25 protein-coding genes are annotated in these 24,964 nt (G+C 69.0%); 12 read left to right on the top strand and 13 right to left on the bottom strand.

Annotated elements, in window-relative coordinates; all coding sequences use genetic code 11:
* Window positions 1-26 precede the first annotated feature (26 nt).
* Both O4N75_RS01410 and O4N75_RS01405 read left to right on the top strand, forming a co-directional pair.
* Window positions 27-260: a hypothetical protein gene (locus tag O4N75_RS01410; RefSeq protein WP_269627622.1), complete on the top strand. Its 234-nt coding sequence runs from the start codon at window positions 27-29 to the stop codon at window positions 258-260.
* Window positions 261-1,013, top strand: coding sequence for an NAD(P)-dependent oxidoreductase (locus tag O4N75_RS01405; RefSeq protein WP_269627621.1), 753 nt, complete (start codon window positions 261-263; stop codon window positions 1,011-1,013).
* Here O4N75_RS01405 and O4N75_RS01400 read toward each other — a convergent pair.
* Both O4N75_RS01400 and O4N75_RS01395 read right to left on the bottom strand, forming a co-directional pair.
* A complete protein-coding gene (locus O4N75_RS01400; RefSeq protein WP_269627620.1) occupies window positions 1,010-1,396 on the bottom strand; it encodes a PaaI family thioesterase in 387 nt (128 codons plus the stop codon). The genes O4N75_RS01405 and O4N75_RS01400 overlap by 4 nt on opposite strands.
* A gap of 75 nt (window positions 1,397-1,471) precedes the next feature.
* Window positions 1,472-2,041 (bottom strand): hypothetical protein, encoded by a 570-nt coding sequence (locus O4N75_RS01395; protein WP_269627619.1) that lies wholly within the window; start codon window positions 2,039-2,041, stop codon window positions 1,472-1,474.
* A gap of 129 nt (window positions 2,042-2,170) precedes the next feature.
* Here O4N75_RS01395 and O4N75_RS01390 point away from each other — a divergent pair, with 129 nt between their 5' ends.
* Window positions 2,171-3,202 (top strand): aspartate-semialdehyde dehydrogenase, encoded by a 1,032-nt coding sequence (locus tag O4N75_RS01390; RefSeq protein ID WP_183770747.1) that lies wholly within the window; start codon window positions 2,171-2,173, stop codon window positions 3,200-3,202.
* A gap of 121 nt (window positions 3,203-3,323) precedes the next feature.
* On the opposite strand, the gene O4N75_RS01385 is transcribed toward O4N75_RS01390, so the two are convergent.
* Window positions 3,324-5,045, bottom strand: a complete 1,722-nt coding sequence (locus O4N75_RS01385) for a hypothetical protein (RefSeq protein WP_269627618.1) — start codon at window positions 5,043-5,045, stop codon at window positions 3,324-3,326.
* A 219-nt stretch (window positions 5,046-5,264) separates the two neighbouring features.
* On the opposite strand from O4N75_RS01385, the gene O4N75_RS01380 reads away from it, so the two are divergent.
* The 5 genes from O4N75_RS01380 to O4N75_RS01360 are packed head-to-tail and all read left to right on the top strand — an operon-like array spanning window position 5,265 to window position 8,753.
* Window positions 5,265-5,987 (top strand): response regulator transcription factor, encoded by a 723-nt coding sequence (locus tag O4N75_RS01380; RefSeq protein ID WP_267233769.1) that lies wholly within the window; start codon window positions 5,265-5,267, stop codon window positions 5,985-5,987.
* Window positions 5,956-7,587 (top strand): stimulus-sensing domain-containing protein, encoded by a 1,632-nt coding sequence (locus O4N75_RS01375; RefSeq protein ID WP_269627617.1) that lies wholly within the window; start codon window positions 5,956-5,958, stop codon window positions 7,585-7,587. Before O4N75_RS01380 ends, O4N75_RS01375 begins: the two co-directional genes overlap by 32 nt.
* Entirely contained in the window at window positions 7,584-8,069 is a 486-nt protein-coding gene (locus O4N75_RS01370; protein ID WP_269627616.1) for an HPr kinase/phosphorylase, read from the top strand. The genes O4N75_RS01375 and O4N75_RS01370 overlap by 4 nt, the downstream gene beginning before the upstream one ends.
* 10 nt (window positions 8,070-8,079) lie before the next feature.
* Window positions 8,080-8,484, top strand: a complete 405-nt coding sequence (locus tag O4N75_RS01365) for a PTS sugar transporter subunit IIA (protein ID WP_267233765.1) — start codon at window positions 8,080-8,082, stop codon at window positions 8,482-8,484.
* A complete protein-coding gene (locus O4N75_RS01360; RefSeq protein ID WP_267233764.1) occupies window positions 8,481-8,753 on the top strand; it encodes an HPr family phosphocarrier protein in 273 nt (90 codons plus the stop codon). Before O4N75_RS01365 ends, O4N75_RS01360 begins: the two co-directional genes overlap by 4 nt.
* 65 nt (window positions 8,754-8,818) lie before the next feature.
* Here O4N75_RS01360 and O4N75_RS01355 read toward each other — a convergent pair whose 3' ends face one another.
* The 4 genes from O4N75_RS01355 to bioB all read right to left on the bottom strand — a co-directional run bounded on the left by O4N75_RS01355 (window position 8,819) and on the right by bioB (window position 12,983).
* On the bottom strand, window positions 8,819-9,997 hold the full coding sequence (locus tag O4N75_RS01355; protein WP_269627615.1) for an OmpA family protein: 1,179 nt from the start codon (window positions 9,995-9,997) through the stop codon (window positions 8,819-8,821).
* 200 nt (window positions 9,998-10,197) lie between these two features.
* Window positions 10,198-10,959, bottom strand: coding sequence for an ABC transporter permease (locus O4N75_RS01350; protein ID WP_269627614.1), 762 nt, complete (start codon window positions 10,957-10,959; stop codon window positions 10,198-10,200).
* Entirely contained in the window at window positions 10,956-11,882 is a 927-nt protein-coding gene (locus O4N75_RS01345; protein WP_269627613.1) for an ABC transporter ATP-binding protein, read from the bottom strand. The genes O4N75_RS01350 and O4N75_RS01345 overlap by 4 nt, the downstream gene beginning before the upstream one ends.
* 102 nt (window positions 11,883-11,984) lie before the next feature.
* Window positions 11,985-12,983 carry a biotin synthase BioB gene (gene bioB, locus O4N75_RS01340; RefSeq protein WP_269627612.1) on the bottom strand — a complete coding sequence of 333 codons (999 nt, stop codon included), beginning with the start codon at window positions 12,981-12,983 and terminating at the stop codon, window positions 11,985-11,987.
* 86 nt (window positions 12,984-13,069) lie between these two features.
* Here bioB and O4N75_RS01335 point away from each other — a divergent pair, with 86 nt between their 5' ends.
* Together O4N75_RS01335 and ahcY are read left to right on the top strand one after the other, a co-directional pair.
* A complete protein-coding gene (locus O4N75_RS01335) occupies window positions 13,070-14,551 on the top strand; it encodes a CYTH and CHAD domain-containing protein (protein ID WP_269627611.1) in 1,482 nt (493 codons plus the stop codon).
* Between the two features lie 82 nt (window positions 14,552-14,633).
* Window positions 14,634-16,025: an adenosylhomocysteinase gene (ahcY, locus tag O4N75_RS01330; RefSeq protein WP_269627610.1), complete on the top strand. Its 1,392-nt coding sequence runs from the start codon at window positions 14,634-14,636 to the stop codon at window positions 16,023-16,025.
* Between the two features lie 51 nt (window positions 16,026-16,076).
* Here the strand turns inward: ahcY and O4N75_RS01325 are convergent, their stop codons facing one another.
* From O4N75_RS01325 to O4N75_RS01315, 3 genes are read right to left on the bottom strand one after another with little or no spacing between them, the layout of a single operon-like run.
* Entirely contained in the window at window positions 16,077-16,979 is a 903-nt protein-coding gene (locus tag O4N75_RS01325) for a TauD/TfdA family dioxygenase (RefSeq protein ID WP_269627609.1), read from the bottom strand.
* A gap of 34 nt (window positions 16,980-17,013) precedes the next feature.
* A complete protein-coding gene (locus O4N75_RS01320; protein WP_269627608.1) occupies window positions 17,014-18,393 on the bottom strand; it encodes an MFS transporter in 1,380 nt (459 codons plus the stop codon).
* 11 nt (window positions 18,394-18,404) lie between these two features.
* The gene (locus O4N75_RS01315) at window positions 18,405-20,699 is read right to left on the bottom strand and encodes a TonB-dependent receptor (RefSeq protein WP_269627607.1); all 2,295 of its coding nucleotides are present in this window, start codon (window positions 20,697-20,699) and stop codon (window positions 18,405-18,407) included.
* Between the two features lie 377 nt (window positions 20,700-21,076).
* Here O4N75_RS01315 and ssuD point away from each other — a divergent pair, with 377 nt between their 5' ends.
* Window positions 21,077-22,225 carry an FMNH2-dependent alkanesulfonate monooxygenase gene (gene ssuD, locus O4N75_RS01310; RefSeq protein WP_269627606.1) on the top strand — a complete coding sequence of 383 codons (1,149 nt, stop codon included), beginning with the start codon at window positions 21,077-21,079 and terminating at the stop codon, window positions 22,223-22,225.
* 77 nt (window positions 22,226-22,302) lie between these two features.
* On the opposite strand, the gene O4N75_RS01305 is transcribed toward ssuD, so the two are convergent.
* From O4N75_RS01305 to O4N75_RS01295, 3 genes are read right to left on the bottom strand one after another with little or no spacing between them, the layout of a single operon-like run.
* Complete coding sequence (locus O4N75_RS01305; protein WP_269627605.1) at window positions 22,303-23,073, bottom strand: sulfite exporter TauE/SafE family protein; 771 nt, start codon at window positions 23,071-23,073, stop codon at window positions 22,303-22,305.
* Window positions 23,074-23,075: 2 nt separating this feature from the next.
* Entirely contained in the window at window positions 23,076-23,606 is a 531-nt protein-coding gene (locus O4N75_RS01300; protein WP_269627604.1) for a rhodanese family protein, read from the bottom strand.
* Window positions 23,566-23,934, bottom strand: a complete 369-nt coding sequence (locus O4N75_RS01295) for a metalloregulator ArsR/SmtB family transcription factor (protein WP_267234250.1) — start codon at window positions 23,932-23,934, stop codon at window positions 23,566-23,568. Before O4N75_RS01295 ends, O4N75_RS01300 begins: the two co-directional genes overlap by 41 nt.
* Window positions 23,935-24,008: 74 nt before the next feature.
* On the opposite strand from O4N75_RS01295, the gene O4N75_RS01290 reads away from it, so the two are divergent.
* Entirely contained in the window at window positions 24,009-24,869 is an 861-nt protein-coding gene (locus O4N75_RS01290; protein ID WP_269627602.1) for an MBL fold metallo-hydrolase, read from the top strand.
* The last annotated feature ends 95 nt before the right edge of the window (window positions 24,870-24,964 follow it).

Genomic DNA, 24,964 nt, shown 5'->3' with positions numbered 1-24,964 from the left:
GCCTGACGGCGAGCTAGAGTTGCGGCATGCAAGCCTTGCTCCTGCGCGCGCCCTATGAGCGCATCGCCGACCGCCTCGCTGCCCTGGCGCCCGATCTCGACGTGGTGGTGCTGGAGCCGGACGGCGGCCTGACCCTGCGCGGCGCGCCGTTCGACCCCGGCGCCCTGAAACCGGACATCTGGTGGCTGAGCCTTGAGGCGTTCGGCAAACGCGGCGGCGACTACTTCCCGCGGCTGGCCGCCTCGCCCGACGCGCGCTAGGTGCAGACCGCCTTCGCCGGCCTCGACAACCCGATGTTCAGGCCGCTGGCCCGGGATGGGCTGACCGTCACGAACTCCAGCGCCCAGGCCCCAGCCATCGCCGAATATGTGACCATCCACGCGCTCAGCCTGCTGCATCCGATCGCCGAGCAGGCGGCCCGCCAGCGCGCCCACGATTGGACGCCGGTGAACTTCCGCGAGGTCGGGCAGACCCGCTGGCTGATCGTCGGCTTCGGCAATATCGGCCGTGAGATCGCCCGGCGCGCCAAGGCGTTCGGGGCCGAGGTCGAGGCCGTCCGCCGCACGCCCGATCCGGAGGGTCTGGCCGACGCGGTGAGCACGCTCGTCGACCTGCCGCGCACCCTGCCGGCGGCCGACGTGGTGGTGCTGGCCTGCGCGCTCAATGAGGAGACCCGCGACCTGGCCGACGCGGCCTTCTTCGCGGCCATGAAGCCGGGCGCGATCCTGATCAACATCGGCCGCGGCGGTCCGCTCGACGAGGACGCCCTGCGCGCCGGCCTCGACCGCGACCAGCCGGCCCATGCGGTGCTCGACGTCTTCCAGACCGAGCCACTGCCGGCCGACGCCTGGTTCTGGGATCACCCGAAGGTGCGGGTCACGCCGCACGCCTCCAACCGCGGCGAGCTGACCGGCGCGCGCGGCGACGCCCTGTTCCTCGAGAACATGGGCCGCTACCTGCGCGGCGAAGCGATGCTCAACCTCACCCGCGCCGCCGACATCGGGGCCGGCTAAGCCTCGACCGTCATCTGGGTCTGCAGCACCAGGGCCAGCAGCTTGCCCTCGGCGCTGGTGATGCGGGTCTGCCAGACGCTGGAGCGACGGCCGATATGCAGCGGTATGGCCTCGCCGGTGACGGTCGCGCCGACCTTGGCCGCGCCCAGGAAGTTGGTCTTCGACTCCAGGGTCGTGGTCCGCGCCCCTGCCGGCAGGTTGAGGAAACCGCCGATTGCGCCGAGCGCATCGGCGAAGGCCATGAACGCCCCGCCGTGCAGGATGCCGCCGGCGGTGCAAAGGTCCTCGCGCACCACCAGCCGGCCGACCACCCGCTCCTTGCTCCGCTCGACGATCTCCACCCCCATCAGGTTGGAAAAGGGCATGCCGGTGTCCTGCGCCATGAGGCGTCCTCCTGTTGTCGCTGGGTCCGATATGGGCCGCTGGGCGCGGCCGGTCGATGACCTGCGAGGTAAGGCCTAGCCGTGCGCCCCGCGGGCCAGCTGGGCGACCATGCGCTCTGTCATCCGCGCCCGTTCCTCGCGCAGCACCCGGTCGAGGGCGTCCTGAGCCTGCGGTGCCGCCCCCGCCTCGCCGATGCCGATCAGCCGGCGGCGGACCTGGTCCAGATAGTCGGGCGCGGCCGGATCAGGCAGCCGCGGCGCCAGGCCGTACGAAGGCAGCACCTCGCCGCCCGTCACCTCGGCGCGCAGGTCGGCCAGGCTCATCGGCTCGGACTCGCCCGTCACCAGCCAGCTGGCCAGGCCGCCCTCGGCCAGCACCTCGCGCAGGCTGTCGACGAAGCCGGCGCTCTCGGCGCCCTGCGGCCGGGCGGCAAAAGCCGCCGAGTCGTTGTTGCCGCCGGTCAGGCCCGCCAGATCCATCATCGCGGCCAGGTCGGCCTCGTCCTCCAGCGCCGCCAGGCGATCGGCGGCGGACCCGAAGCGCTTTGCAAACAGAAGGTTGCCCTCACCGCGGGGGTCGCTGGCCGAACCGCACGCGACGGCCGCGCCGCCCGCCGGGACCGAGGAAATGCTGCTGATGGACATGACGCCTCCCGCTGTGAGGCCCCCGGCCTCGCAAGCGGCGGGCCAAACGGGCGTTCGCGGTTCATTGCGCGCGGGAACCGCAAGGCGTAAGGGGACGCTCCGCTTTCTGAACCTCTTAAGGAGACCGCCATGGGCTATCGGGTGGCCGTGGTCGGCGCCACGGGCAATGTGGGCCGCGAGATGCTGAACATCCTGGAGGAAGTGAACTTCCCCGTGGACAAGATTCACGCGATCGCCAGCCGCCGGTCGATCGGTGTCGAGGTCTCGTTCGGCGAGCAGATCCTCAAATGCGAAGACGTCGAGCAGTTCGACTTTTCGACCGTCGACGTCGTGCTGATGAGCGTCTCGGGCTCGTTCTCCAAGGAATGGTCGCCGAAGATCGGCGCCGCGGGCCCGATCGTCATCGACAACTCCTCGGCCTGGCGCATGGACCCCGACGTGCCGCTGATCGTGCCGGAAGTGAACCCCGACGACGTCGCCTACGCCGGCAAGAAGAACATCATCGCCAACCCGAACTGCTCGACCGCCCAGCTGGTCGTGGCGCTGAAGCCGCTGCATGACCGCGCGCGCATCAAGCGGGTGGTGGTCTCGACCTACCAGTCGGTCTCCGGCGCCGGCAAGGAAGGCATGGACGAGCTCTGGGACCAGACCAAGGGCGTCTTCGTGCTCGGCGCGCCCGAGCCCAAGAAGTTCCCCAAGCAGATCGCCTTCAACGTCATCCCGTTCATCGGCGCCTTCGGCGACGACGGCTACACCGACGAAGAAGCCAAGATGTGGAACGAGACCCACAAGATGATCGACCCGTCGATCGCCCTGACGGTCACCTGCGTCCGCGTGCCGGTCATGGTCGGCCACTCCGAGAGCGTCAACATCGAGTTCCACGACCCGCTCGACGAGGACGAGGCCCGCGACCTGCTGCGCGAGAGCCCCGGCCTGATCGTCATCGATCAGCGCAACGACAAGGGCTACATCACCCCCAAAGAGGCGCAGGGCGAGTTCCCGGTGTTCGTGTCGCGCATCCGTAAGGACCCGACCGTCGAAAACGGCCTCAACCTCTGGGTCGTGGCCGACAACCTGCGCAAGGGGGCGGCGCTCAACGCGGTGCAGATCGCCGAACTGCTGCACGAGCGCGGCCTGCTGAAGAGCAAGACCGCCGCCTAACCCGCCTCTAGACCCTTTCCGGTTCAGGTGGAATCACCTGAACCGGACAAAAAGGGTCTATCTTCAAAAGCGTAGAGCGTGACGGCCGCTTCAACCGGCTTCCACTTGAAGCTGTCACGCTCTAGGCGGCCACGCCGAGCTGGTGGATCAGGCTTCGCACCTGGTCCATGCGCTCTGGATTGGCCGCCAGCTCGGCCCGCGTCTCTTCCTGACGGACCAGGCGCATGGCCTCCTGGCGGGCCCGATCGGCCGCCGGGCCGGCCGGAGCGGTCTCGCCCGCGGCGAGCCTCAACAGCAGCAACAGCTTCTGAGCCGGCGAGGCCGGGGTCTTGGCCAGGGTCGGCACCAGCCGCGCATCCGCCTCCACCAAGCCGCCGACATCGCCGATCTTGGCCTGGATGGGAATGTAGTCCTCGGCCGCCAGCCCGCCGCGCGCCACCGCCCGTTGCAGCGCCGCCAGCTTCTGCAGCTTCACCGCCGCGGTGTCGGGGCCGTAGCGGAATTCCTTCTCGAACCGCAGGGCCGAGACGCCCGCCGCCAGGTAGCGGCCTGCCTGGCGCTTGTTGGCGCCGCCGATCACGTTCTCGACCAGCCATACCAGGGCCTCGATCTCCTCGCGGGCGGTGCGCTCGCCGCCGCCCAGATAGGCCTCGACGAAGTCGCTGGTGACCAGCATGCGCGAGCGCTGGACGAAGGCGGCCTGTACATCGTCGACGTTCAGCAGCGCCCCAGCCGCAGCCGCAGCGGTCAGGGTCATGGCCAGGCCGCGCATCACCTCGATCTCGCCCGAGGCGTCCGACGGGCGCAGCCGGCGCGGGCCGTTCAGTTCGCGGACCACCCGCTTGGCGATGGCGACCCGGACGCTGGCGAAGTCGTCGGCCGCCAGCCACTTCGACAGCCGCGTGGCGGCCTCCGACAGCGGCGGCATCATCTTGGCCACCGACGGCTCGGCGCGGATCAGGGCGTCGACCGTGTCGCAGGCCGCCAGCCGGGTCATCGCCGCCAGCTGGCCCCCCAGGTCCAGGTCCTGGCCGATGATGTTGTCCAGCCCCGACTTCGAGCCGAGGATTTCGGCCAGCGGCTGTTCGACGGTCTGCAGCGCCAGGCCGCGCGGCGGCCCAGTGATCGGGGCGGCGTCGGCGAGGTCCAGCAGGCGTGAGACCTTCTCCGACCACGAGCGGGCCGGCGCGATCGAGGCCGCGACGCCGGCGCCCAGCAGGTAGGCGCGCTCCGGATCTTGGCTGACCCGTTCGGCGGCGCGGGCGAAGCCTTCCTTGTCGAGATTGGGCATGCCGCCGCGGCGGCAATCCTTGAGCAGCCGGTCGATGGCGCGCTCGACGAGGCTCGAGAAGGTGCGGATCAGTTCGTGGACGGTCAATCCGCGGGCCTGGGCCTCGGGGATCGCGACCTTCTGGATCGCGTGCTGCAGGTCGGTGCCCGACGCCTCAAGCTCTTCGACCAGGTCGGGGCGGTGCAACAGCTCGAAGGGCGTCGCCCCCTTACGCTCCAGCCAGCCCTCCAGCAGCCGCCCGATTCGCTCGCGGGCGTGGACAGTGTAGAGATCCTGCGGGCTGACGCAGAGCGGATCCTGGTTCTCGACGACCTTCTTTTTCTTCGGCGCCTCGGCGACGCCGAGGTTGAGGATCGTCACCGACTGGAACTCGCGGGTGTCCGGATCGAGGGTTTCCTTGGTGACCCGGACCGCGGCGACCCGTCCCTCAGCCATCAGTTCCTCGGCGACCGAGACCGCAGCCGTGCGGCTCTCCGTGGCCATGTCGAGCTTCCACGCCGCGCCCGGGGCCCGCCGAATGAAGACTTCGTAATGGACTTGCTGGCCGGCCACGAGACATCCCCCCTCCCGGACAGCATGCGCCAACAAGCTTAATACCGTTTTATCATAAGGGATTGCCGCGCCTCGCCGGGGCTTTCGCGCCGAGGGAACCGGCGGGCCGCTCGCCGGCTTCCCTGTTGGCGGAGCCGCCGCCTCCGTGCGGCGCCCCATTGAGGACACGCTGGCGGGCCATTAGCTTGCCAAGCTTCGCTGAAGGATACGACGAGACCTATGGCCAAGATCACCCTGGTGGACGACGACGAGAACATCGTCACGTCGGTCAGCCTCGCCCTCGAAAGCCATGGCCACGAGGTCAAGGCGTATTTCGACGGCGCCTCGGGTCTGGCGGCCCTGGAGAACGATCCCCCGGACCTGGCGATCCTCGACGTCAAGATGCCGCGCATGGACGGCATGGAGGTGCTGCGCCGGCTGCGGCGGACCTCGGACCTGCCGGTGATCATCCTGACCTCCAAGGACGAGGAGATCGACGAGATCCTCGGCTTCAACCTTGGGGCCGACGACTACATGCATAAGCCGTTCAGCCAGCGCCTGCTGATCGAGCGGGTGAAGGCGGTGCTGCGCCGGGCCGGCGTCGAGGGCGAGGAGCCCGCCGTCGCCGCGGCCGCCAACGGCAATGGGGAGTCGCAGTCGCGCGCCCTGAAGCGCGGCAAGCTGACCCTGGATCCCGCCCGCCATGACTGCCTGTGGGATGGCAAGCCGGTGAAGCTCACCGTCACCGAGTTCCTGCTGCTGCAGTCGCTGGCCCAACGTCCCGGGTTCGTGAAGAGCCGCGACAACCTGATGGATGCGGCCTACGACGATCAGGTCTATGTCGACGACCGCACCATCGACAGCCATATCAAGCGGATGCGAAAGAAGTTCCGCGAAGTCGACCCGGAGTTCGACGCGATCGAAACCCTCTATGGCGTCGGATACAGATACCGCGAAGCCTGACCCGAAGCGGACGGCCCGCAAACCGCGGCCGCCGCCCTCCGGGCCCTCGTTCTTCAGTTGGCTGCCAGGCTCGCGCCTGGGGCGATTCATCATCCTGCTCAACGTTCTGGGCCTGGCGATCATCATCGCCGGATCGCTGCTGCTCAACGAACTGCGCCGCGGCCTGGTCGGCGCGCGCATCGACAGCCTGACCACCCAGGGCGAGCTGATCGTCAACGTGATCAACCGCGCCGCCACCGTCGGCGAGCCGACGCCCGAGCTCGACGCCCAGGCGGCCAGCGAAATCCTGCAGATGCTGTCCAACCCGCGCTCGCAGCGGGCCCGGCTGTTCGACGCCCAGGGCAACCTGATCGCCGACAGCTACTGGGTCGCCGACCGGGTCGAATGGAAGGTGCTGCCCCCGGCCCGCCCGCGCGAGGACCAGCGCGGCCTGGCCCTCGACCTCAAGCTCGGCCGCCCGCCGCCGCCGCCGGCTCCGGCCGCCCAGCGCGCGCTGATGATGGAGGTCGGCCAGGCGCTGCGCGGCGTTCACTGGGCCGGCATGCGCACCGCCGAGGACGGCGAGCGGGTGGTCTCGGTGTCGATCCCGATCCAGCACGTCCAGGCCGTGCTGGGGGTCCTGACCCTGGAGGCCAGCGACGTCGACGAGATCATCCGCGCCGAACGGCAGGCCCTGGCCCCGTTCATCCTGATCGCGATCTTCGTGACCCTGGTCTCGTCGCTGCTGCTGAACAACCTGATCGCCCAGCCGGTGCGGATGCTCGCGCGCGCCGCCGACCGCGTGCGACTGTCGCGGGCCCGGTCGATCTCGTTGCCGCAGCTGGCCCGCCGCGACGACGAACTCGGCGACCTGACCCGCTCGCTCGAGGACATGACCGACGCCCTGTCCGAGCGGATGGACGCCATCGAGCGGTTCGCCGCCGACGTCGCCCACGAGATCAAGAACCCGCTGACCTCGCTGCGCTCGGCGGTCGAGACCCTCGACCTGGTCAAGGATCCCGCCGCCCGCGACCGGCTGATGGCGATCCTCAAGAACGACATCCAGCGGCTCGACCGGCTGGTGACCGACATCTCCAACGCCTCGCGCCTGGACGCCGAGCTCTCGCGCGAGGACCTTCGCCCGCTCGACCTCGGCCGGCTGATCGGCGAGGTCGCCCAACTCTACCAGGACACCGCCAAGCCGGGCGACGTGGCCGTCGCCTACGCCGCCCCGGACACCCTGGAGCCGATCATGGTCTCGGGCCGCGAGGGCCCGCTCGGCCAGCTGCTGCGCAACCTGATCGACAACGCCCGCTCGTTCAGCCCGCCCGGCGGCGAGGTGCGCGTGCAGCTCGAGCGCGGCCGCGGCCAGGCGGTGCTGACCGTCGACGACGACGGCCCCGGCATTCCGCCCGACAACCTCGAGACCATCTTCCAGCGGTTCTACACCTCGCGGCCCAAGGGTGCGGCGTTCGGCGGCAATTCGGGCCTCGGCCTGTCGATCGCCCGCCAGATCGCCGCCGCCCAGGGCGGTTCGATCCGCGCCGAGAACCGCACCGGCCCGGATGGCGCGGTCGAGGGCGCCCGCTTCGTCGTCACCCTGCCCGAGGCCCGGCGATGATCCTCCATGCCGGCCTGCTGGCCGCCCATGTCGACGGCGCCTGGCGCGGGGTCCTGATCGAGGGCCCCTCTGGGTCCGGCAAGAGCGATCTGGCCCTGCGCGCCCTCGACCACGGCTTCCGGCTGGTGGCCGACGACCGGGTCGCGCTCTGGGCCTGCGAAGGCGCGCTCTATGGCCGCGCCCCCGACACCCTCGCCGGGCTGATCGAGGTCCGCGGCCTCGGGGTGCTGCGCGAGCCCGCCCTTCCCTTTTGCCGCATTGCCTTGGCGGTCGCCTGCGAGCAGCATGAGCGGATGCCCGAGCCGGCTTTCAAGGATTACGTCGGGTTGAGTATCCCGTCGCTTTCACTTCAGGCGCTAGAGTCATCCGCGCCCGCGAAACTTCGTCGCGCGCTGCAACATCTTGGAGCTTGGCCGGATAAAGCGTATCTAGACGCCCTCGCGGTAGGCGTATCGCCGCGGCCGGGTGGGGATTCCCGTTGAGAGAGTTGGCATGATCGGGCTCGTGATCGTTACGCACGGGCGGCTGGCCGAGGAATTCGTCTTCGCCATGGAGCATGTGGTGGGGCCGCAGGCTGCGGTCGCGTCCATCTGCATTGGGCCGGAGGACGACATGGAAAAGCGCCGCAAGGACATCCTGGCGGCGTGCGAGGCCGTCGATTCCGGTTCCGGCGTCATTCTGCTGACCGACATGTTCGGCGGCACGCCCTCGAACCTGGCCATTTCGGTGATGGAGCAGACCAAGGCCGAGGTCATCGCCGGCCTCAACCTGCCCATGCTGATCAAGCTGGCATCGGTTCGCACGCGCCAATCGCTTGAGGACTGCGTGGCCTGCGCCCAGGAGGCCGGCCGCAAGTACATCTCCGTCGCGTCCTACGTGCTGGCCGGCGAAAAATGAGCGCCTCGCGGACCGTCGAGATCGTCAACAAGCGCGGTCTGCACGCGCGGGCTTCGGCCAAGTTCGTCAAGCTGGCCGCCACCTTCGACGCTGAGGTCAAGGTCGCCAAGGACGGGTCCAGCGTCGACGCCCGCTCGATCATGGGCCTGATGATGCTGGCGGCCGGCCCCGGCTGCTGCATCGACATCCAGGCCGAAGGCAACGAGGCCGCGCCCGCCGTCGAGGCCCTGGCCGCGCTGGTCGCCGCCCGCTTCGACGAGGACGAATAGGAACGGCCCGCCGCGCCGCGCGCCGCTCCAAAGTCGCCAGACGTCCTACAAGTTACACAGGTTGATCACTTGCGGACGATGACCAGTTCGGTCCGCCGGTTCTTGGCGCGCCCTTCCTCCGTGGCGTTGTCGGCGATCGGGTCGGCCTCTCCCATGCCGGCCGTCTCGATCCGCTCGCCGGCTATGCCTTGGGCCGACAACTCCTTCTTCACCGTCGCGGCGCGGGCGTCGGACAGCGTCTTGTTGGCCGCCGGATCACCCTGGTTGTCGGTGTAGCCGACCACCCGCCCGCGAACATTCGGATAAGCCTTCAGGATCAGGACGAGGGTGTCGATCGTCGGCTTGCTCTCCGGCGTCAGGGCGTTCGAAGCGGTGTCATAGTTGAGGTTGTCGAACACGAAGGTCTTGGGCGCCGCCTCGTTGGATTCGAGGAACTTGGTCACCCCGTAACCGATCGAGGTCGGCAGCACGGTGATGGTCGCCCCGCCCGGGAGGGTCAGGGTCTCCGGCGCGGCGGCGACGGGAGCCGGCGCCGGCGCGGGAACCACCTCGGTCTTGACCGGCGGCGGCGGGGCCTCGACCTTCTTGGCGCCGCAGTTGCGCAGACCGAAGATCAGCGCCAGCACCACCGCCGCGGCGATCAGCCAGGGCAGGATCTTGCCGAAGCCGCCGCCCCCGCTGCCGGCTGCCGCGCGCGCGCCCTGCGTCGCCCCGCCGAGGCCGAACAGCGCGCCGAGCCCAGGCGGCAGCGCGCCGAGGATGCTGGCCCGCTGGTCCGAAAGCAGCGACTGGACGCCCGAGGCGGTCGGGGCGCCGCCGAGCGCCTTGCCGATCGCCCCCAGCACCAGCGGCGCGGCGAGCGAGAGCAGTTGCGTGGCCGCCCCGGCCTTGACGCCGGCGAAGCTGGCCAGGCCGTTGGTCGCCGCCCCCGCATTGGCGCCGAGCAGGCTGTCGGACAGCGTCTTACCCTGGCTGAGCAGCCCGGCCCGCGCGGTGTCGTCGCCGAGCAGCGCCGGCAACCGGTCGAGCGGGTTGCCGCCGCCGGTCGCCTGGCTGATCAGGCTGAGCAGGCCGGTCGCGCCGCTGCTGGTCGAGCTTTGCTGCAGCGCCGCGGCGAGCAGGGCTGGCGCCGCCGCCGACACGCCCTTGCTCACCGAGCCCGAGGATTCTCCCAGTACGCTGGACAGCTTGCCGATCATGTCCGGCGACAGGGCGCCGATCACAGTCTGAACGAGGTTGGTCACGACAGATCTCCCGCAGGGGTTGGATCGCGGGCCGCTCAGCGCAAGTCACGCACTCAAGCCGTACTCGATCCCCCCAGACAGGCCCCGCGCTGCGCGGACACGTCCGACAAATGGTAGAAAGCCGAACTGTCTACACACGATCGGATCGCCCGCGATAGTTGCGTAGATACCCGATAGGCGTTCTCGGTCGGATTCCGGGCTCAGGTCTTGAGCTTGTAGCCAGTCCGGAAGATCGCCCAGATCGCCGCCAAGCACACCAGTACGAAGCCGAAGGTCGCCCCCAGGCTGACGCCGACGTCGACGTCCGAGATCCCGTAGAAGCTCCAGCGGAAGCCGGAGATCAGATAGACCACCGGATTGAACAGGGTGATCTTCTGCCAGAGCTCGGGCAGCATGCTGATCGAGTAGAAGCTGCCCCCCAGGAAGGCCAGCGGCGTGACGATCATCATCGGCACGATCTGCAACTTCTCCCATCCGTCGGCCCAGACCCCGATCACGAAGCCGAGCAGGCTGAAGGCGACCGAGGTCAGCACCAGGAAGCCGATCATCCAAAACGGGTGCAGGATGCTGAAGTCCACGAACAATCGCGCCGTGGCCAGGATGATCAGCCCGAGGATCACTGACTTGGTGGCCGCCGCCCCGACATAGCCGACCACGATCTCGAAGGCCGAGATCGGGGCCGACAGCACCTCGTAAATCGTCCCCGAGAATTTCGGCATGTAGATCCCGAACGAGGCGTTCATGATGCTCTCGGTCAGGATCGAAAGCATGATCAGGCCCGGCACGATGAAGGCGCCGTAGCTGACCCCCTCGATCTCGACCATCCGCGAGCCGATCGCCGATCCGAACACGATGAAGTAGAGCGAGGTCGAGATCACCGGCGAGGCGATCGACTGCATCAGCGTGCGCCAGGTGCGCGCAAGCTCGAAGATGTAGATGGCCTTGATGGCGTGCAGGTTCATGGCCGGCCCCTCACCAGGCTGACGAAGATCTCCTCCAGCGAGCTTTCCTCGGTCCGGAGGTCCTTGAAGTCGACGCCGGCGGCGCTGAGCCGCCGCAGGAGGCCGGCGATGCCGGTGTCCTCGCTCTGGGCGTCGAAGGTGTAGACCAACTCGGCCCCGCCATTGGCGAGTTCCAGCTGATAGTCCGAGAGGTCGGCCGGCAGGGCGCTCAACGGCTCTTGTAGGTGCAGGGTCAGCTGCTTCTTGCCCAGCTTGCGCATGAGCACGTCCTTGTCCTCGACCAGGATGATCTCGCCCTTGCTGATCACCCCGATCCGGTCGGCCATTTCCTCGGCCTCCTCGATGTAGTGGGTGGTCAGGATGATGGTGACGCCGCTCTCGCGCAGCCCGCGCACCATCTCCCACATGTCGCGTCGCAGCTCGACGTCGACCCCGGCGGTCGGCTCGTCGAGGAACAGGATGCGCGGCTCGTGGGACAGCGCCTTGGCGATCATCACCCGGCGCTTCATGCCGCCGGACAGCGCCATGATCTTCGAGTCCTTCTTGTCCCAGAGCGACAGGTCGCGAAGGATCTTCTCAAGATAGGCTGGATTAGGCGACTTGCCGAACAGCCCGCGGCTGAACTTCACCGTGTCCCAGACGCTCTCGAAGGCGTCGGTGGACAGCTCCTGCGGCACTAGGCCGATCTTGCCGCGGGCGGCACGATACTCGGCGATGATGTCGTGACCGTCGGCGGTCACCTTGCCGCCGCTCGGATTGACGATGCCGCAGATGATGCTGATGAGCGTCGTCTTGCCCGCGCCGTTCGGGCCCAGCAAGGCGAAGATCTCGCCCTGCCGGATCTCCAGGTCGACGGATTTGAGGGCCTGGAAGCCCCCGGCATAGGTCTTCGACAGACCAGCTACGGAAATGATCGGCTGCACGCGGACTCCTGTCAGGGCGGCGCCCCCCAGATAGGCGGACGCCAACGCTCCAGCTAGTCCGAAGGACGCACGGACCTGTCAGCAGCCGACAGTCGTCCCCGACTAATTCGCCGCCATGGTCATGGGCCGCAGGCCGAGGTCGGCCATGAGCGCGGCGTCGGTGTCCTTGTCAGGGTTGGCGGTGGTGAGCAGCTTGCCGCCGATGAACATCGAGTTGGCGCCGGCCAGGAAGCACAGCGCCTGAAGTTCTCTGGACATGTGCTCGCGGCCGGCCGAGAGCCGCACCACGGTCTTGGGGCAGACGATGCGAGCGACGGCGATCATGCGCACGAACTCCAGCGGATCGACCGCCTCGGAGTTCCCGAGCGGGGTGCCTGGGATCGGCATCAGGTCGTTGATCGGCAGCGAGTTCGGATGTTCGGGCAGGGTGGCCAGCGCGTGCAGCAGGCCGGCGCGGTCGGCCCGCGTCTCGCCCATGCCGACGATGCCGCCGCAGCAGGTGCTCATGCCCACCGAGCGCACCGCTTCGAGGGTGTCGAGCCGGTCCTGATAGGTGCGGGTGGTGACCACCTGGTCGTAGTAGGCCGGGCCGGTGTCGAGGTTGTGGTTGTAGTAGTCGAGGCCGGCGTCCTTCAGCGACTGGGCCTGGTCGCGGGTCAGCATGCCCAGGGTGGCGCAGGTCTCCAGGCCGAGCGCCTTCACGCCGGAGATCATCGCCGCCACCTTCGGCACGTCGCGGTCCTTCAGGTCGCGCCAGGCCGCGCCCATGCAGAAGCGCTGGGCCCCGCCGGCCTTGGCCTCCATCGCCGCGGCGATGACGGTGGTCGCGTCCATCAGCTTGCCGGCCTTCACGCCGGTGTCGAAGTGCTGGCTCTGGCTGCAATAGCCGCAGTTCTCGGCGCAGCCGCCGGTCTTGACGCTGAGCAGCTGAGACAGTTGCACCTCGTTCGGATCGAACCAGGCCCGGTGCACGGCCGCGGCCTGGAACACCAGCTCCATGAATGGCAGCTCGAACAGCGCCTCGACTTCCGCCGGCGTCCAGTCGTGACGCGGCTCTGCGGGATCGACAGAACGGAAACCTTGAGCGATTGGAGCGTTCATGGGGAGCCTCCTCAAGCGAACGGGCGCCGATGTCGGCCGCCTGCGAACAGGACGGCGAACCGCGCGGGGTCGGGAGCGTGTAGCGCATGAGCGCGGGTGAAGACGAGATCGAGTTGAAATTCCTCTGCGAGCCGGCCGACCTGGCCGTCGTGCTCGCTGCCGCGCCGCACGGCGAAACCTATGAAAAGGCTCTGGTTTCGACCTACTACGACACGCCCCAGGGCGATCTTCGCAAGGCGCGGATTTCGCTGCGCATCCGCGAGGGCGGCGGCAAGCGGGTGCAGACCCTCAAGCGCGGCGACGGATTCGCCCGCGAGGAACACGAACAGGCGATCACCACCGACGGCCTCGACCTCGGCTTCCCGGCCCTGAAGGACGCCCTGCCGCCAGCCAAGCGCAAGACGCTGTCGCCGATCTTCACCGTGCGGGTCATCCGCCGCCAGCGGACCTTCGACTTCGGCGGCTCGTCGATCGAGTTGGCGGTCGACGAGGGGGAAGTGCAGGCCGGCGAGCGCGTCCGGCGCATCAGCGAGGTCGAACTGGAGCTGAAGGGCGGCGACTGCCGGCCGATGTTCGACCTGGCCCGCGAGCTGTCGCGGACCGCACCGCTCTACCTGTCGTTCGACGGCAAGGCGACCCAGGGCCAGGGGCTGATCGACGGCTCCGACCGCTCGCCGCGCCGCCACGACAAGGCCCCGCTGGCCCGCGGCCTGACCGCGGCCGGCGCCTTCCAGGCCATCGCCCGCAACACCCTGGTGCAGATCGCCGCCAACGGCGTGGTGCTGCGCGAAGCCGACAGCGTCGAGGCTGTGCACCAACTGCGGGTCGCCGTGCGCCGCCTGCGCAGCGCCGTCTCCACGTTCTCCGACGTCGCCGACGACGACCATGCCGAGGCGATCAAGGCGGAGCTGAAGTGGCTGGCCGGGGCCTGCGACGAGGCCCGCGACCTCGACGTCTTCGCCGAGAGCGCCGCGGCGCTGGTCGACCCGACCCTCGATCTCTCGGCCCTGGCCCCGGTGGTCGAGGCCGCTCGCGCCCGGGCCCACGCCAAGGCCTGCGCCGCCGTCGCCTCGGGACGGTTCCGCGACCTGGTGCTCGACACCACCGCCTGGGTGGAGACCGGCGCCTGGTTGTCGATGGGCGGCAAAGCTCACGCCAAGCGCCGTGACATGGACGCCGACCGCTTCGCCGCCAAGGCGCTGGACCGCCGGCGCAAGCGGTTGCTGAAGCTCGCCGCCGACCTCAAGGGCGTCGACGACCAGGCCCGCCACGACGCCCGCATCGCCGCCAAGAAGCTGCGCTACGCGGCCGAGGCCTTCGCCCCGCTGTTCGACGCCGACGCCAAGCCGTTCATCAAGTCGGTCAAGCAGCTGCAGGAGGAGCTCGGGGCCCTGAACGACGCCGCCGTCGCCGCCGAGCTGGTTGCGCGGCTGCGCCTAAAGGGCGCGGCCCTGGCTGCGGCGCGGACGCTGCTGACGGCGCGCGAGGCGGCCAAGCCCAAGAGCGTCAAGGGCGCGGTCAAGGCCATGGAGCGGCTGGCCGGCAGTCCGGCCTTCTGGGTCATATAAAGGTTTCTTTATGTGATTTCTTGCTGATCTGGCGGCCGGCGGCTATAGAGCCGACAATCACCCTCTCCGACAGGACCGCCCGATGACCGACTATGTCGTGAAAGACATCACCCTGGCCGACTTCGGTCGCAAGGAAATCGCGATCGCCGAAACCGAGATGCCGGGCCTGATGGCCGTGCGCGCCGAGTTCGGCAAGGACCAGCCGCTGAAGGGCGCCCGCATCGCCGGCTCCCTGCACATGACCATCCAGACCGCCGTGCTGATCCAGACCCTGGAAGCGCTCGGCGCCGAAGTCCGCTGGGCCTCGTGCAACATCTTCTCGACCCAGGACCACGCCGCCGCGGCCATCGCCGCCAACGGCACCCCGGTCTTCGCGATCAAGGGCGAGAACCTGGTCGAGTACTGGGAATACGCCCATCGCATCTTCGAATGGGCTGACGGCGGCTACCCGAACCTGATCCTCGACGACGGCGGCGACGCCACCCTGCTCTGCGTGCTTGGCCCGAAGGCCGAGAAGGACCCCTCGGTCCTGAACAACCCGCAGAACGAGGAAGAAGAAGCGCTCTACGCGGTGATGAAGCGCTACCTGAAGGAAAAGCCGGGCTTCTATTCGGCGATCCGCGACGCCATCGGCGGCGTGTCGGAAGAAACCACCACGGGCGTGCACCGCCTGTACCAGATGGCCGAGCGCGGCGAGCTGCCGTTCCCCGCCATCAACGTCAACGACAGCGTCACCAAGTCGAAGTTCGACAACCTGTACGGCTGCCGTGAGAGCCTGGTCGACGCCATCCGTCGCGGCACCGACGTCATGCTGTCGGGCAAGGTCGCGGTCGTGCTCGGCTACGGCGACGTCGGCAAGGGCTCGGCCGCTTCGCTGCGCAACGGCGGCGCCCGCGTCATCGTCACCGAAATCGACCCGATCTGCGCCCTGCAGGCGGCGATGGAAGGCTACGAAGTCCAGACCATGGAAGACGTCGCCGACAAGGCCGACATCTTCGTCACCGCCACCGGCAACAAGGACGTCCTGACGGTCGACCACATGCGCCGGATGCGCAACAACGCCATCGTCTGCAACATCGGCCACTTCGACTCCGAAATTCAGATCGCCGGCCTGCGCAACTTCAAGTGGGACGAGATCAAGCCGCAGGTCCACCACGTGGAGTTCCCGGACGGCAAGAAGATCATCGTGCTGTCGGAAGGCCGCCTGGTGAACCTCGGCAACGCCACCGGCCACCCGAGCTTCGTGATGTCGGCCTCGTTCACCAACCAGACCCTGGCCCAGATCGAGCTGTGGACCAACAAGTCCAAGTACGAGACCAAGGTCTACACCCTGCCCAAGCACCTGGATGAGAAGGTCGCCTTCCTCCACCTGGAAAAGCTGGGCGCCAAGCTGACCACCCTCTCCAAGGACCAGGCCGACTACATCGGCGTGCCGACCGCCGGCCCGTTCAAGCCGGACCACTACCGCTACTGATGACGGCGCCCGGACTTCGGCCTCGCGGGCCGAAGTCCGGGCCGCTGCCCCCTACTCCGCCGCGATCGCCGTCGCCGGCAGCGGCGAGATCGCCCGGCTCGGACGCCCGTCGACCGAGACCGGGACGTCGCCGTTCAGGGTGACGCGGCGCATGACGCGATGCTGGTCGCCGTAGTCGTCGACCGCGTAGTGCTGGGTCGCCCGGTTGTCCCAGATCGCCACGTCGCCCGCGCGCCAGCGCCAACGGACCGTGTTCTCCAGCCGTATCACGTGCTCCTGCAGGGTGTCGTAGATCCGCCGCGAGTCGGCGCTCGACAGCCCCACCAGCGACTTCACGAACTGTCCGAGGATCAGGGTCCGCTCGCCGGTCACCGGATGCACCCTCACGACCGGGTGCTCGGTCTCGTAGACGGTCGAGGCGAAGACGTTGCGGTGACGATCGATCTGTTCGCGGCTCGCCGCCGGCTTGGCCGCTGCGTAGTCGTAGGCGTTGGTGTGCAGCGCCCAGAGATTATCGGCCAGGGCCTTCAGGTGGTCGGGCAGGCGCGCATAGGCCTCGGCGGTGTTGGCCCAGACGGTGTCGCCGCCCGAGGCGGTCGAGACCACCGCCCGCAGGATCGAGGCCTTCGGATAGGCCGGCACGAAGGTGACGTCGGTGTGCCAGGCGTTCGCCCGGCCGCCATGCTGCGAATTGAGCTCGAGCAGATAGCTGCTGCCCTTGGCCACCGGCACGGTCGGGTGGGCGACCGGATCGCCGAGCCGAGCGGCGAAGGCCTCCTGCGAAGCGTCGTCCAGATGTCCCTGGCCGCGGAAGAACAGCACCTTGTAGCGGTGCAGGGCCTCGTCGATCGCCGCGACCGTGGCGTCGGGCAGGTCGGCCGAGAGGGTGACGCCGGCGACTTCGGCGCCGATGCGGCCGGCGACGGGGCGGATGTCGAGGTCGTGAGTGCTCATCTGAAGGGTCTCCTCTGAAGTCTTGAAGCGAAGGTCATTCGGCGGGGACCGCCGCGGCGTCGCGGCTGTCCAGTTGACGGCGGATGTCGGCGTGGCCGGCCTCGTCCAGCGAGAAGCCGGCGATCAGCCAGGCCGAGGCCAGATGGGCGAAGGCGGGACCGAGCGCGAAGGCCAGCTTCAGGCCGAGCAGCGCCTCGGGCGCGTTGACGGCGCCGGGCTTGAAGCCCAGCAGCCCGACCAGCGGCAGGGCGACCCCGACTGCGACCGCGGTGGCGGCCTTGCCGGTCAGGCTGAAGATCGAGAACAGCAGGCCGGTGCGGTCCTCGCCGCTCTCCAGGCGCTGCTTGTCGGCGATGTCGGCGACCATCGAGCGCAGCATCAGGTTGCCCGAGCCCTGGGCCAGGCCCTGGGCGATCGTCAGGCCGACCAGCAGCGGCAGGGCGCCGGGCGTAATCAGCAGCAGGCCGAGATTGATCGCCACCTGAGCCAGCTCGCCGGCGACCGCCGCCCGGTGCTTGCCCAGCCGGTAGCCGATCCGCAGCCAGATCGGCCCGGCGAAAACCCCGAACACGAACTGCAGCAGGAACAGGCCGGCGGCCAGGTCCGGGCGGCCCATATAGGCCGAGACGAAGAACACGAAGAGCGACGAGCGGATCAGCTGGCCGAGGGTGACCGCGAAGTCCGAGGTCAGCACCTTGCGCAGCAGCGGATCGCGCGCCGCCACCGCCAGGTCGCGGCGCAGGGTCGATCGCGCCGGGCTCGGCGGCGGGGCCGGCGGCTCCTTCACCAGCGTCAGGGCGGCGATCAGGGTCGGGACGAAGGTGGCCAGGATGAACCCGCCCATCGCCGCGACCTTCAGCCCCGGATCGGCGGGCAGGCCCGCGCGGGCGCCGATCTGGTCGAGCGCGGCCGGCAGGACCAGCACCAGCAGCAGGCCGCCGGCCGTCGCCACCTGGAAATAGGTCTGCACCCGGCTGCGCTCGTGGTACTGCGCCGCCAGCTGCCCGGCCCAGGCCGAGACCGGAATCTGGATCATCGTCCAGCCGACGTAGAACACCACCAGCCAGACGCTGAGCCAGGCCGCGCCGGGCCGCGCCACGCCGAACAGGCCGGGCGCGAAGATCGCCGTGGTGGCGAGCGCGAACAGCGGCGCGCCGGCCGCGATCCACGGCTTGCGCCGCCCGAACCGGCTGCGGCTGCGGTCCGACAGCACCCCCACCAGCGGGTCGGTCACCGCGTCCCACACCCGGCTGAGCATGAAGATCAGTCCGACGGCGCCGAGCCCCAGGCCCAACTCCTGGGCGTAGTAGGGCGGCAGATAGACCGCCAGCGGCAGCCCCGCCCCGGCCAGCGGAATGGCCAGGGCGGCGAACACCGCCAAGCGCCATGCGGGAAGACGAGCCGAAGCAGTCATCGCGCGTTCCCTCAGTAGCGGCCGGTCAAGGTGAGGCCGAAGGTGCGCGGCTCACCAAGGATGGCGATGTAGGGGGTGTTGGCCGAGGCGTTGCCGAAGGCGGCGGCGTACTCTTGGTCGAACAGGTTTTTCGCCCAGATGTTGCCCGACCAGCGGCCGGAGGCGTCCTTCAGCCCGATCCCGGCGTGGGTAAGGCCGTAGGCGTCCTGGCGGCCGTACTGCGAGAGCGAGTGCTGGAAGGTCGAACTGCGCCAGGTCTGGTTGGCGTAGGCGAACAGCACCAGGTCGCCGGTCAGCGGGGCCTCGTAGTTGACGCTGACCTGGCCGGTGAACTTCGGCGCGAACGGCACGCGGGTGTCCGACAGGTCGACGAAGGCCGGGCCGCCGGCATAGCCGTACTCCACCGGGACCGGGGCGCCCACGTAGGACTCATAGCGTGCGTCGCTGAACGCGGCGCTGGCCGACACCCGCCAGGCCTCGGTCAGCTGCGCCTGGCCCTCCACCTCGACCCCGCGCAGCCGCACCTTGCCGACGTTCGACAGGTACGAGCGGGCGGTGGTCCCAACCTGGCTGGTCAGGGTCGCCTGATAGTCGGTGATGTCGTTCCAGTAGAGGTTGCCGTTGAGGGTCGCCCGGCCGTCCAGCCACGTCGTCTTGAGGCCCAGCTCATAGTCGATCGACTTCTCCGGCGAGATGATGATCGGATCGCCCGGCCGCGCGCCGAGATTGGCCGCGCCTGACTTCTCGCCGTAGCTGACGCTGGCATAGGCCAGGATGTCGTCAGTGAGCCTGTAGGATGGGTTGATCAGCCAGGAGAACGAGCCGGATTCCTTCTGGCCCTCGACCAGAAACGGCGCGCCGGCCACCGCGGCGCGGAACGGGGCGTAGGCCGCCAGGGCGCCGCTCAGCGGAACCCCGCCGAAGGCCAGGCCCCGGTTGGAGGCTTCCCGCTCCTCGTAGGTGTAGCGCAGGCCGGCGGTCAGGCTGGCGCGGTCATTGAACCGATAGGTCCCCTGGCCGAACACCGCCGCGCTCTTGGTCTGCGCCTTGCCGACCTGGTTGGTCTCCAGACCGTCAAGCACCAGGCCCGGGACCGCCGGGCTCAGCAGGAAGGCGCTGGCGTCATCATAGAATAGGGTGCGGTAGTTGCTGGTGACGTCCTGCTTCAGCAGGAAGAGGCCGACCTGGTAGTCGAACCGTCCGTCGGCCGGCGAGGCCAGCCGCAGCTCTTGCGAGTACTGGTCGACATCGACGTCGTAGCCGGCCCGGAAGATCGAGAACCGCGTCAGGTCGCTGTCGTTCTGGGGCCGGAAATAGAGCCGGCGCCAGGCGGTGACCGACGTCAGGGTGTGGCCGCCGAACCGCCAGTCGAGCTGGTTGGAGATCCCGTCGGTGCGCGAGACGATCTTGTCCTGGGTGTCGAGGTCGGCGTTGTCGTAGACGTCGTAGCTCGGGACATAGCCGAATGCGGTGCGCAGCTTGCGCTCCCAGCCGTTGCGCGGCGCGCCGTTGACGAAGCTCGTCGGGTCGCCGGCCGGCGGATAGAAGTTGTTGTATTCCTTGGTCTCGTAGTGCTCGGCGATCAGCCGGTTGGAGAAGCTCTCGCCCTCGAACAAGAGCTGACCGCGCAGCGCCCAGCGGTCGTTGCCGAGATAGTCCTCGCCGTCGAACTTGTTGGTGACGTAGCCGCCGCCGATGTCGCGATAGAAGGTCAGCCGCCCGGCCAGCTTGTCGTCCGCGAGCGGCCCTGAGATGTTGGCCCGCAGCTGGTAGCGCTCGTTGTTGGCGATCGTGCCGCTGGCCTGGGCCTCGGGCGTGAACGACGGCTTCTTGGTGGTCACCACCAGGGCGCCGATGGTGGTGTTCTTGCCCAGCAGGGTGCCCTGCGGACCGCGCGCCAGCTCGACGCTCTCCAGGTCCACGAAGTCCAGCCACGAGAAGCCCGGGTGGGTGAAGAACACGTTGTCGACGATCAGGCCGACCCCGGCCTCGGAGCCATCGCTGTTGGCGTTGCCGCCAACCCCGCGGATGGTCAGAGTCGAAACCCGGGTGTTCTGCTGCAGGGCGTTGAAGTTGGCGATCTTGGCGGCATAGTCGGCGACTCGATCCAGGCGCTCGGCGGCCAGGGTCTGCCCGGTCACGGCCGAGACGGTGATCGGCACGTCCTGCAGTTTTTCTGCGCGGCGGCGGACGGTGACCACCACCTCCTCGACGGAGGCGTCGGCGGCGTCATCGGCGAAGGCCGGCGGCGGCGCGCCGATCAGGATCGCCACGGTCGCGGCGGACAGGATCAGTTTCGATTTCAAGCTCAGTTCAGGCACAGCTATCCCCGCAGAGGCGCGACGGGGCGCCTCCTGCCTCCAGATGATGAAACAGGTGTCGAGACGCCGTTCGGCGCCATGTTGGGCGCTTGCGCGCCAGAGGTTCAGAAGGCGTCGCGTGGACCCGCCGGTCGAGCCCACGCTCCGCTTGAGGTGCGACGCCAGAAGGGGAGGACGGACGTCACCCCTTATTCCTATGGATAAAATAGGATATTAGTCGCCATAGATTTTCTGCAGCGGCTTTCGGCCCCGCTATTGTCGGGAATCCTGGGGTTTCGCATGAGGATTTCTCGTAGCAAGATTAATCCTATAGAAAATGTAGGAATACGGGTCCGCGCCCCTTTGGCGCACAGGAGGCCCCTATGTCCAAGACCCCGCTCGACTTCCTCTGGTTCATCCCGTCGGCGGGCGACAACGCCTATCTGAGCCATCCGGAGACCGACCGCGCCCCGACCCCGCGCTACCTGCGCGACATCGCCGTGGCCGCCGACCGGCTAGGCTATTCCGGGGTGCTGCTGCCGACCGGCGCCCATTGCACCGACGCCTGGATCACCGCGGCCTCGATCGCGCCGTTCACCGAGCGGCTACGGCTGCTGGTCGCCGCGCGTCCGGGCCTGATCCACCCCTCCGAGGCCGTGCGCCAGGCCGCCGCGCTGGACCGGCTGAGCGGCGGGCGGGCGCTGGTCAACATCGTCACCGGCGGCAGCCCGCAGGCCCTGGCGGCCGACGGCCTGTTCCTCGACCACCACGAACGCTACGTGCAGACCGAGGAATTCCTGAACATCTGGCGGCGCCTGGCCAACGGCGAGACCGTCACCCACCAAGGCAAGCACCTGTCGATCGATAAGGGCCGGTTGCTGTTCCCGTTCGTGCAGGAGCCGCACGCCCCGATCTGGTTCGGCGGTTCGTCCGACATCGCCCGTGAGATCGCCGCCCAGCACGTCGACGTCTACCTGGCCTGGGGCGAGCCCCCGGCCCAGCTGAAGGAGGTCATCGACGACGTGCGCGAACGCGCCGCCAAGCGCGGCCGCAAGATCCGCTTCGGCGTCCGCCTGCACATCATCGTCCGCGAGACCGAGGCCCAGGCCTGGGACGCGGCGAACGAGCTGATCAAATACGTCACCGACGACGCCATCGCCGCCTTCCAGCGGGCTATGGCCAAGGGGTCCGATTCGGTCGGCCAGGCGCGGATGAGCGCCCTGCATGGCGGCAGCCGCGCCAACCTCGAGGTCAGCCCCAACCTGTGGGCCGGCGTCGGGCTGGTGCGCAGCGGAGCTGGCACCGCCCTGGTCGGCGCCCCCGACACCATCGCTGAGCGGCTGGAGGAATACGCCCAGCTTGGCGTCGATACGGTCATCGCCTCGGGCTATCCGCACCTGGAGGAAGCCTACCGCGTCGCCGAGCTGCTGTTCCCGAAGCTGAACCTGAAGCACCAGATCGGCGAGACCGAGCTGCGCTTCCCGAACGTCTCGCCGTCGTTCGTCGCCCCGCCGCTGCGCGCGGCCTCCTAGAGCCATTCCCACTCACTATGGATCACCGTGACCCTGTTCATCCCGGTTGGCTTGATTCAAGCCAACCGGGACGGGGTCTAGCCCAGCGTCCGCCAGGCGACATAGGCCGCGGTCGCCAGCACCATCAGCGCAAACGCCCGGCGGGCGCTCGCCGCGTGGCCCGCCAGCCGGGCGGCGAGCGGCCCGCCCGCCAGCGCGCCGACCCCGCCGCCGGCGACCAGGGCCGCGAACACCGGCCAGTCGACCAGTCCCGAGACCGCGTAGCTGGCGCTGGTCGCCGCCCCGAACAGCACCACCGAGACCAGCGAACTGGCCGCGGCGTTGGCCAGGGTCATGCCGGTCGCGGCCATCAGCCCGGGCACGATCAGGAAGCCTCCGCCGATCCCGAAGAACCCGGCCGCCGAGCCGACCAGCAGACCCAGCGGCGCAAGCCTGCGGGTCAGCGCCGCGTCGAGCCGCACGCTGGGATCGCCCTCGTCCTTCTTGGGGGCCAGCATCGAGACTCCGACCAGGGCCATCGCCCCGGCGAACCATAGGATCAGCTGGCCGCCGTCGATCATCTTGGCCAGATGCGCGCCGGCCAGCGAACCGATCAGGCCCGCGCCGCCGAACACCAGGGCGCAGGGCCACTTCACCCGGCCCGCCTTGGCCTGCGCGGCCAAGCCCACGGCGGCGTTGACCGCGACGGCGGCGGCCGAGGTGCCGATCGCGATGTGCGGATCGCGCACGCCGACCACATAGAGCAACAGCGGCGCGGCCAGCACCGAGCCGCCGCCGCCGAACACCGACAGCAGCAGGCCGATCAGCGCGCCGCCGGCCGCCGCCAGCGCTAGGCTCACCGGGTCCATGCTTAGTCCCTCGCCGGCCGGTTCCAGGGCATATGCGCCAGCAGCCGGGCCATGCCGCAAAAGCCGGTCGCCCCGGCGAAGGTCAGGCCTGCGCCGACGAAGGCCGCGAGGCCGAAGAAGCCGGGATGGACGAGCAGACCGAGGCCGACGCCGACCAGCACCAGCGTGCCGGCGGCGATCTGCACCTGGCGCATCATTTCCAGCGGTGCCTTGCGGTCCTCGACCAGCGGCAGGCCGGCGGCCGCCCAGCCGTCGACGCCGCCGGCCAGCACCACGGCCTGGCCGCCGCTGACCGCCGCCAGCCGCGCGCAATTGGCGGCCGTGCGCATGCCCGAACGGCAGGTGAAGATCGGCAAGGCGCCGGCCGGCACGTCGAGCGGCGCGGACTCAAGGCTCGCCAGCGGGCGCAGCCGCGCGCCCTTCACGTGGCGGCGGGCGAACTCGTCGGGGTCGCGGACGTCGAACAGCACCGCCTGGCCCTTGGCCAGCAGGTCAGCGACGTCCTTGGGATTCAGTTGGGTCGGAGCGGTCATCGGCCTTCTTCATGTCTGGAGGACAGAAGATCTCCGCGAGCGTCGCCACCACCTTCATCGCGGCGGGGTCGGCGATCCGATACCAGATGGTCTGGCCCTCGCGGCGCGTGGCCACGACGGCTTCCTCGCGCAGCACCGCCAGGTGCTGCGACAGGGCCGATTGCGACAGGCCGACCAGGGGCAGTAGTTCGCCCACCGATCGCTCGCCTTCGGTCAGCTGGCAGAGGATCATCAACCGCCGCTCGTTGCCCAGCGCGCGCAGAAGCTTGGCGGCCTCCCCAGCGCTGGCCTCGAAACGGGTGATGTCGAAGTTCGCGAGATCGAACATAGCCGCAATATATGAGTTGTTTCTAATTTAGCAAGTTCTTATATGTTGGCCCGACGCCGAAGGAGGCTCCAACCATGACCCCCCACGTACAGACATTCTTCGACAAGGCCACCTCGACCGCGACCCACCTGGTCAGTGACCCGGCCACCCGGGTCGCCGCGGTGATCGACCCGGTGCTCGACTTCGAGCCCAAGGCGGCCCGGCTCTCGACCGGCTCGGCCGATGCGGTGCTGGCCGCGGTGCACGAACAGGGCCTGACCCTGGCCTATGTGCTGGAGACCCACGCGCACGCCGACCACCTGTCGGCGGCCGACTACATCCGCCGCGAAACCGGCGCGCAGGTGGTGATCGGGGCCGAGATCACCCAGGTGCAGAAGGCTTTCATCCCCCGCTTCGAGGCCGACGATGTCGCCGACGATGGACGGGTCTTCGACCGGCTGCTGGCCGAGGGCGACGTGCTGCCCCTCGGATCGCTGGACATCGGGGTGCTGCACACACCCGGCCACACCCCGGCCTGCGTCACCTATATGATCGGCGACGCCGCCTTCGTCGGCGACACCCTGTTCATGCCCGACTATGGGACCGCCCGCGCCGACTTCCCGGGCGGCGATGCGGCGACCCTCTATCGTTCGACGCGCAAGATCCTGGCTCTGCCCGAAACGACGCGCATCTTCGTCGGCCACGACTATCTGCCGGCCGGCCGCGACACCTTCGCCTGGCAGACCACCGTCGCCGAGCAGCGGGCCCGCAACGTGCATGTGCATGACGGCGTGGACGAGGCCGCCTTCGTCGCCATGCGCGAGGCGCGCGACGCCACCTTGGCCGCCCCGACCCTGATCCTGCCCTCGCTGCAGGTGAACATCCGCGCCGGGGCCCTGCCGCCGGCCACGGCGGCAGGGAACGTGTTCCTGCGGCTTCCCGTTACCCAGGCTTGACCGTCATCGGACCGTCGCCGGCGCAGGCTTGATTAGCATCAAGGCCTGCGCCGCGCGCTCGGCTCAGGCTGGATAAGCAGCATCAGGAAAGGACG

The sequence above is a fragment of the Phenylobacterium sp. NIBR 498073 genome (genome assembly GCF_027286305.1).
Taxonomy (GTDB): Bacteria; Pseudomonadota; Alphaproteobacteria; order Caulobacterales; family Caulobacteraceae; genus Phenylobacterium.
This window is presented reverse-complemented; position numbering and strand designations above follow the sequence as displayed.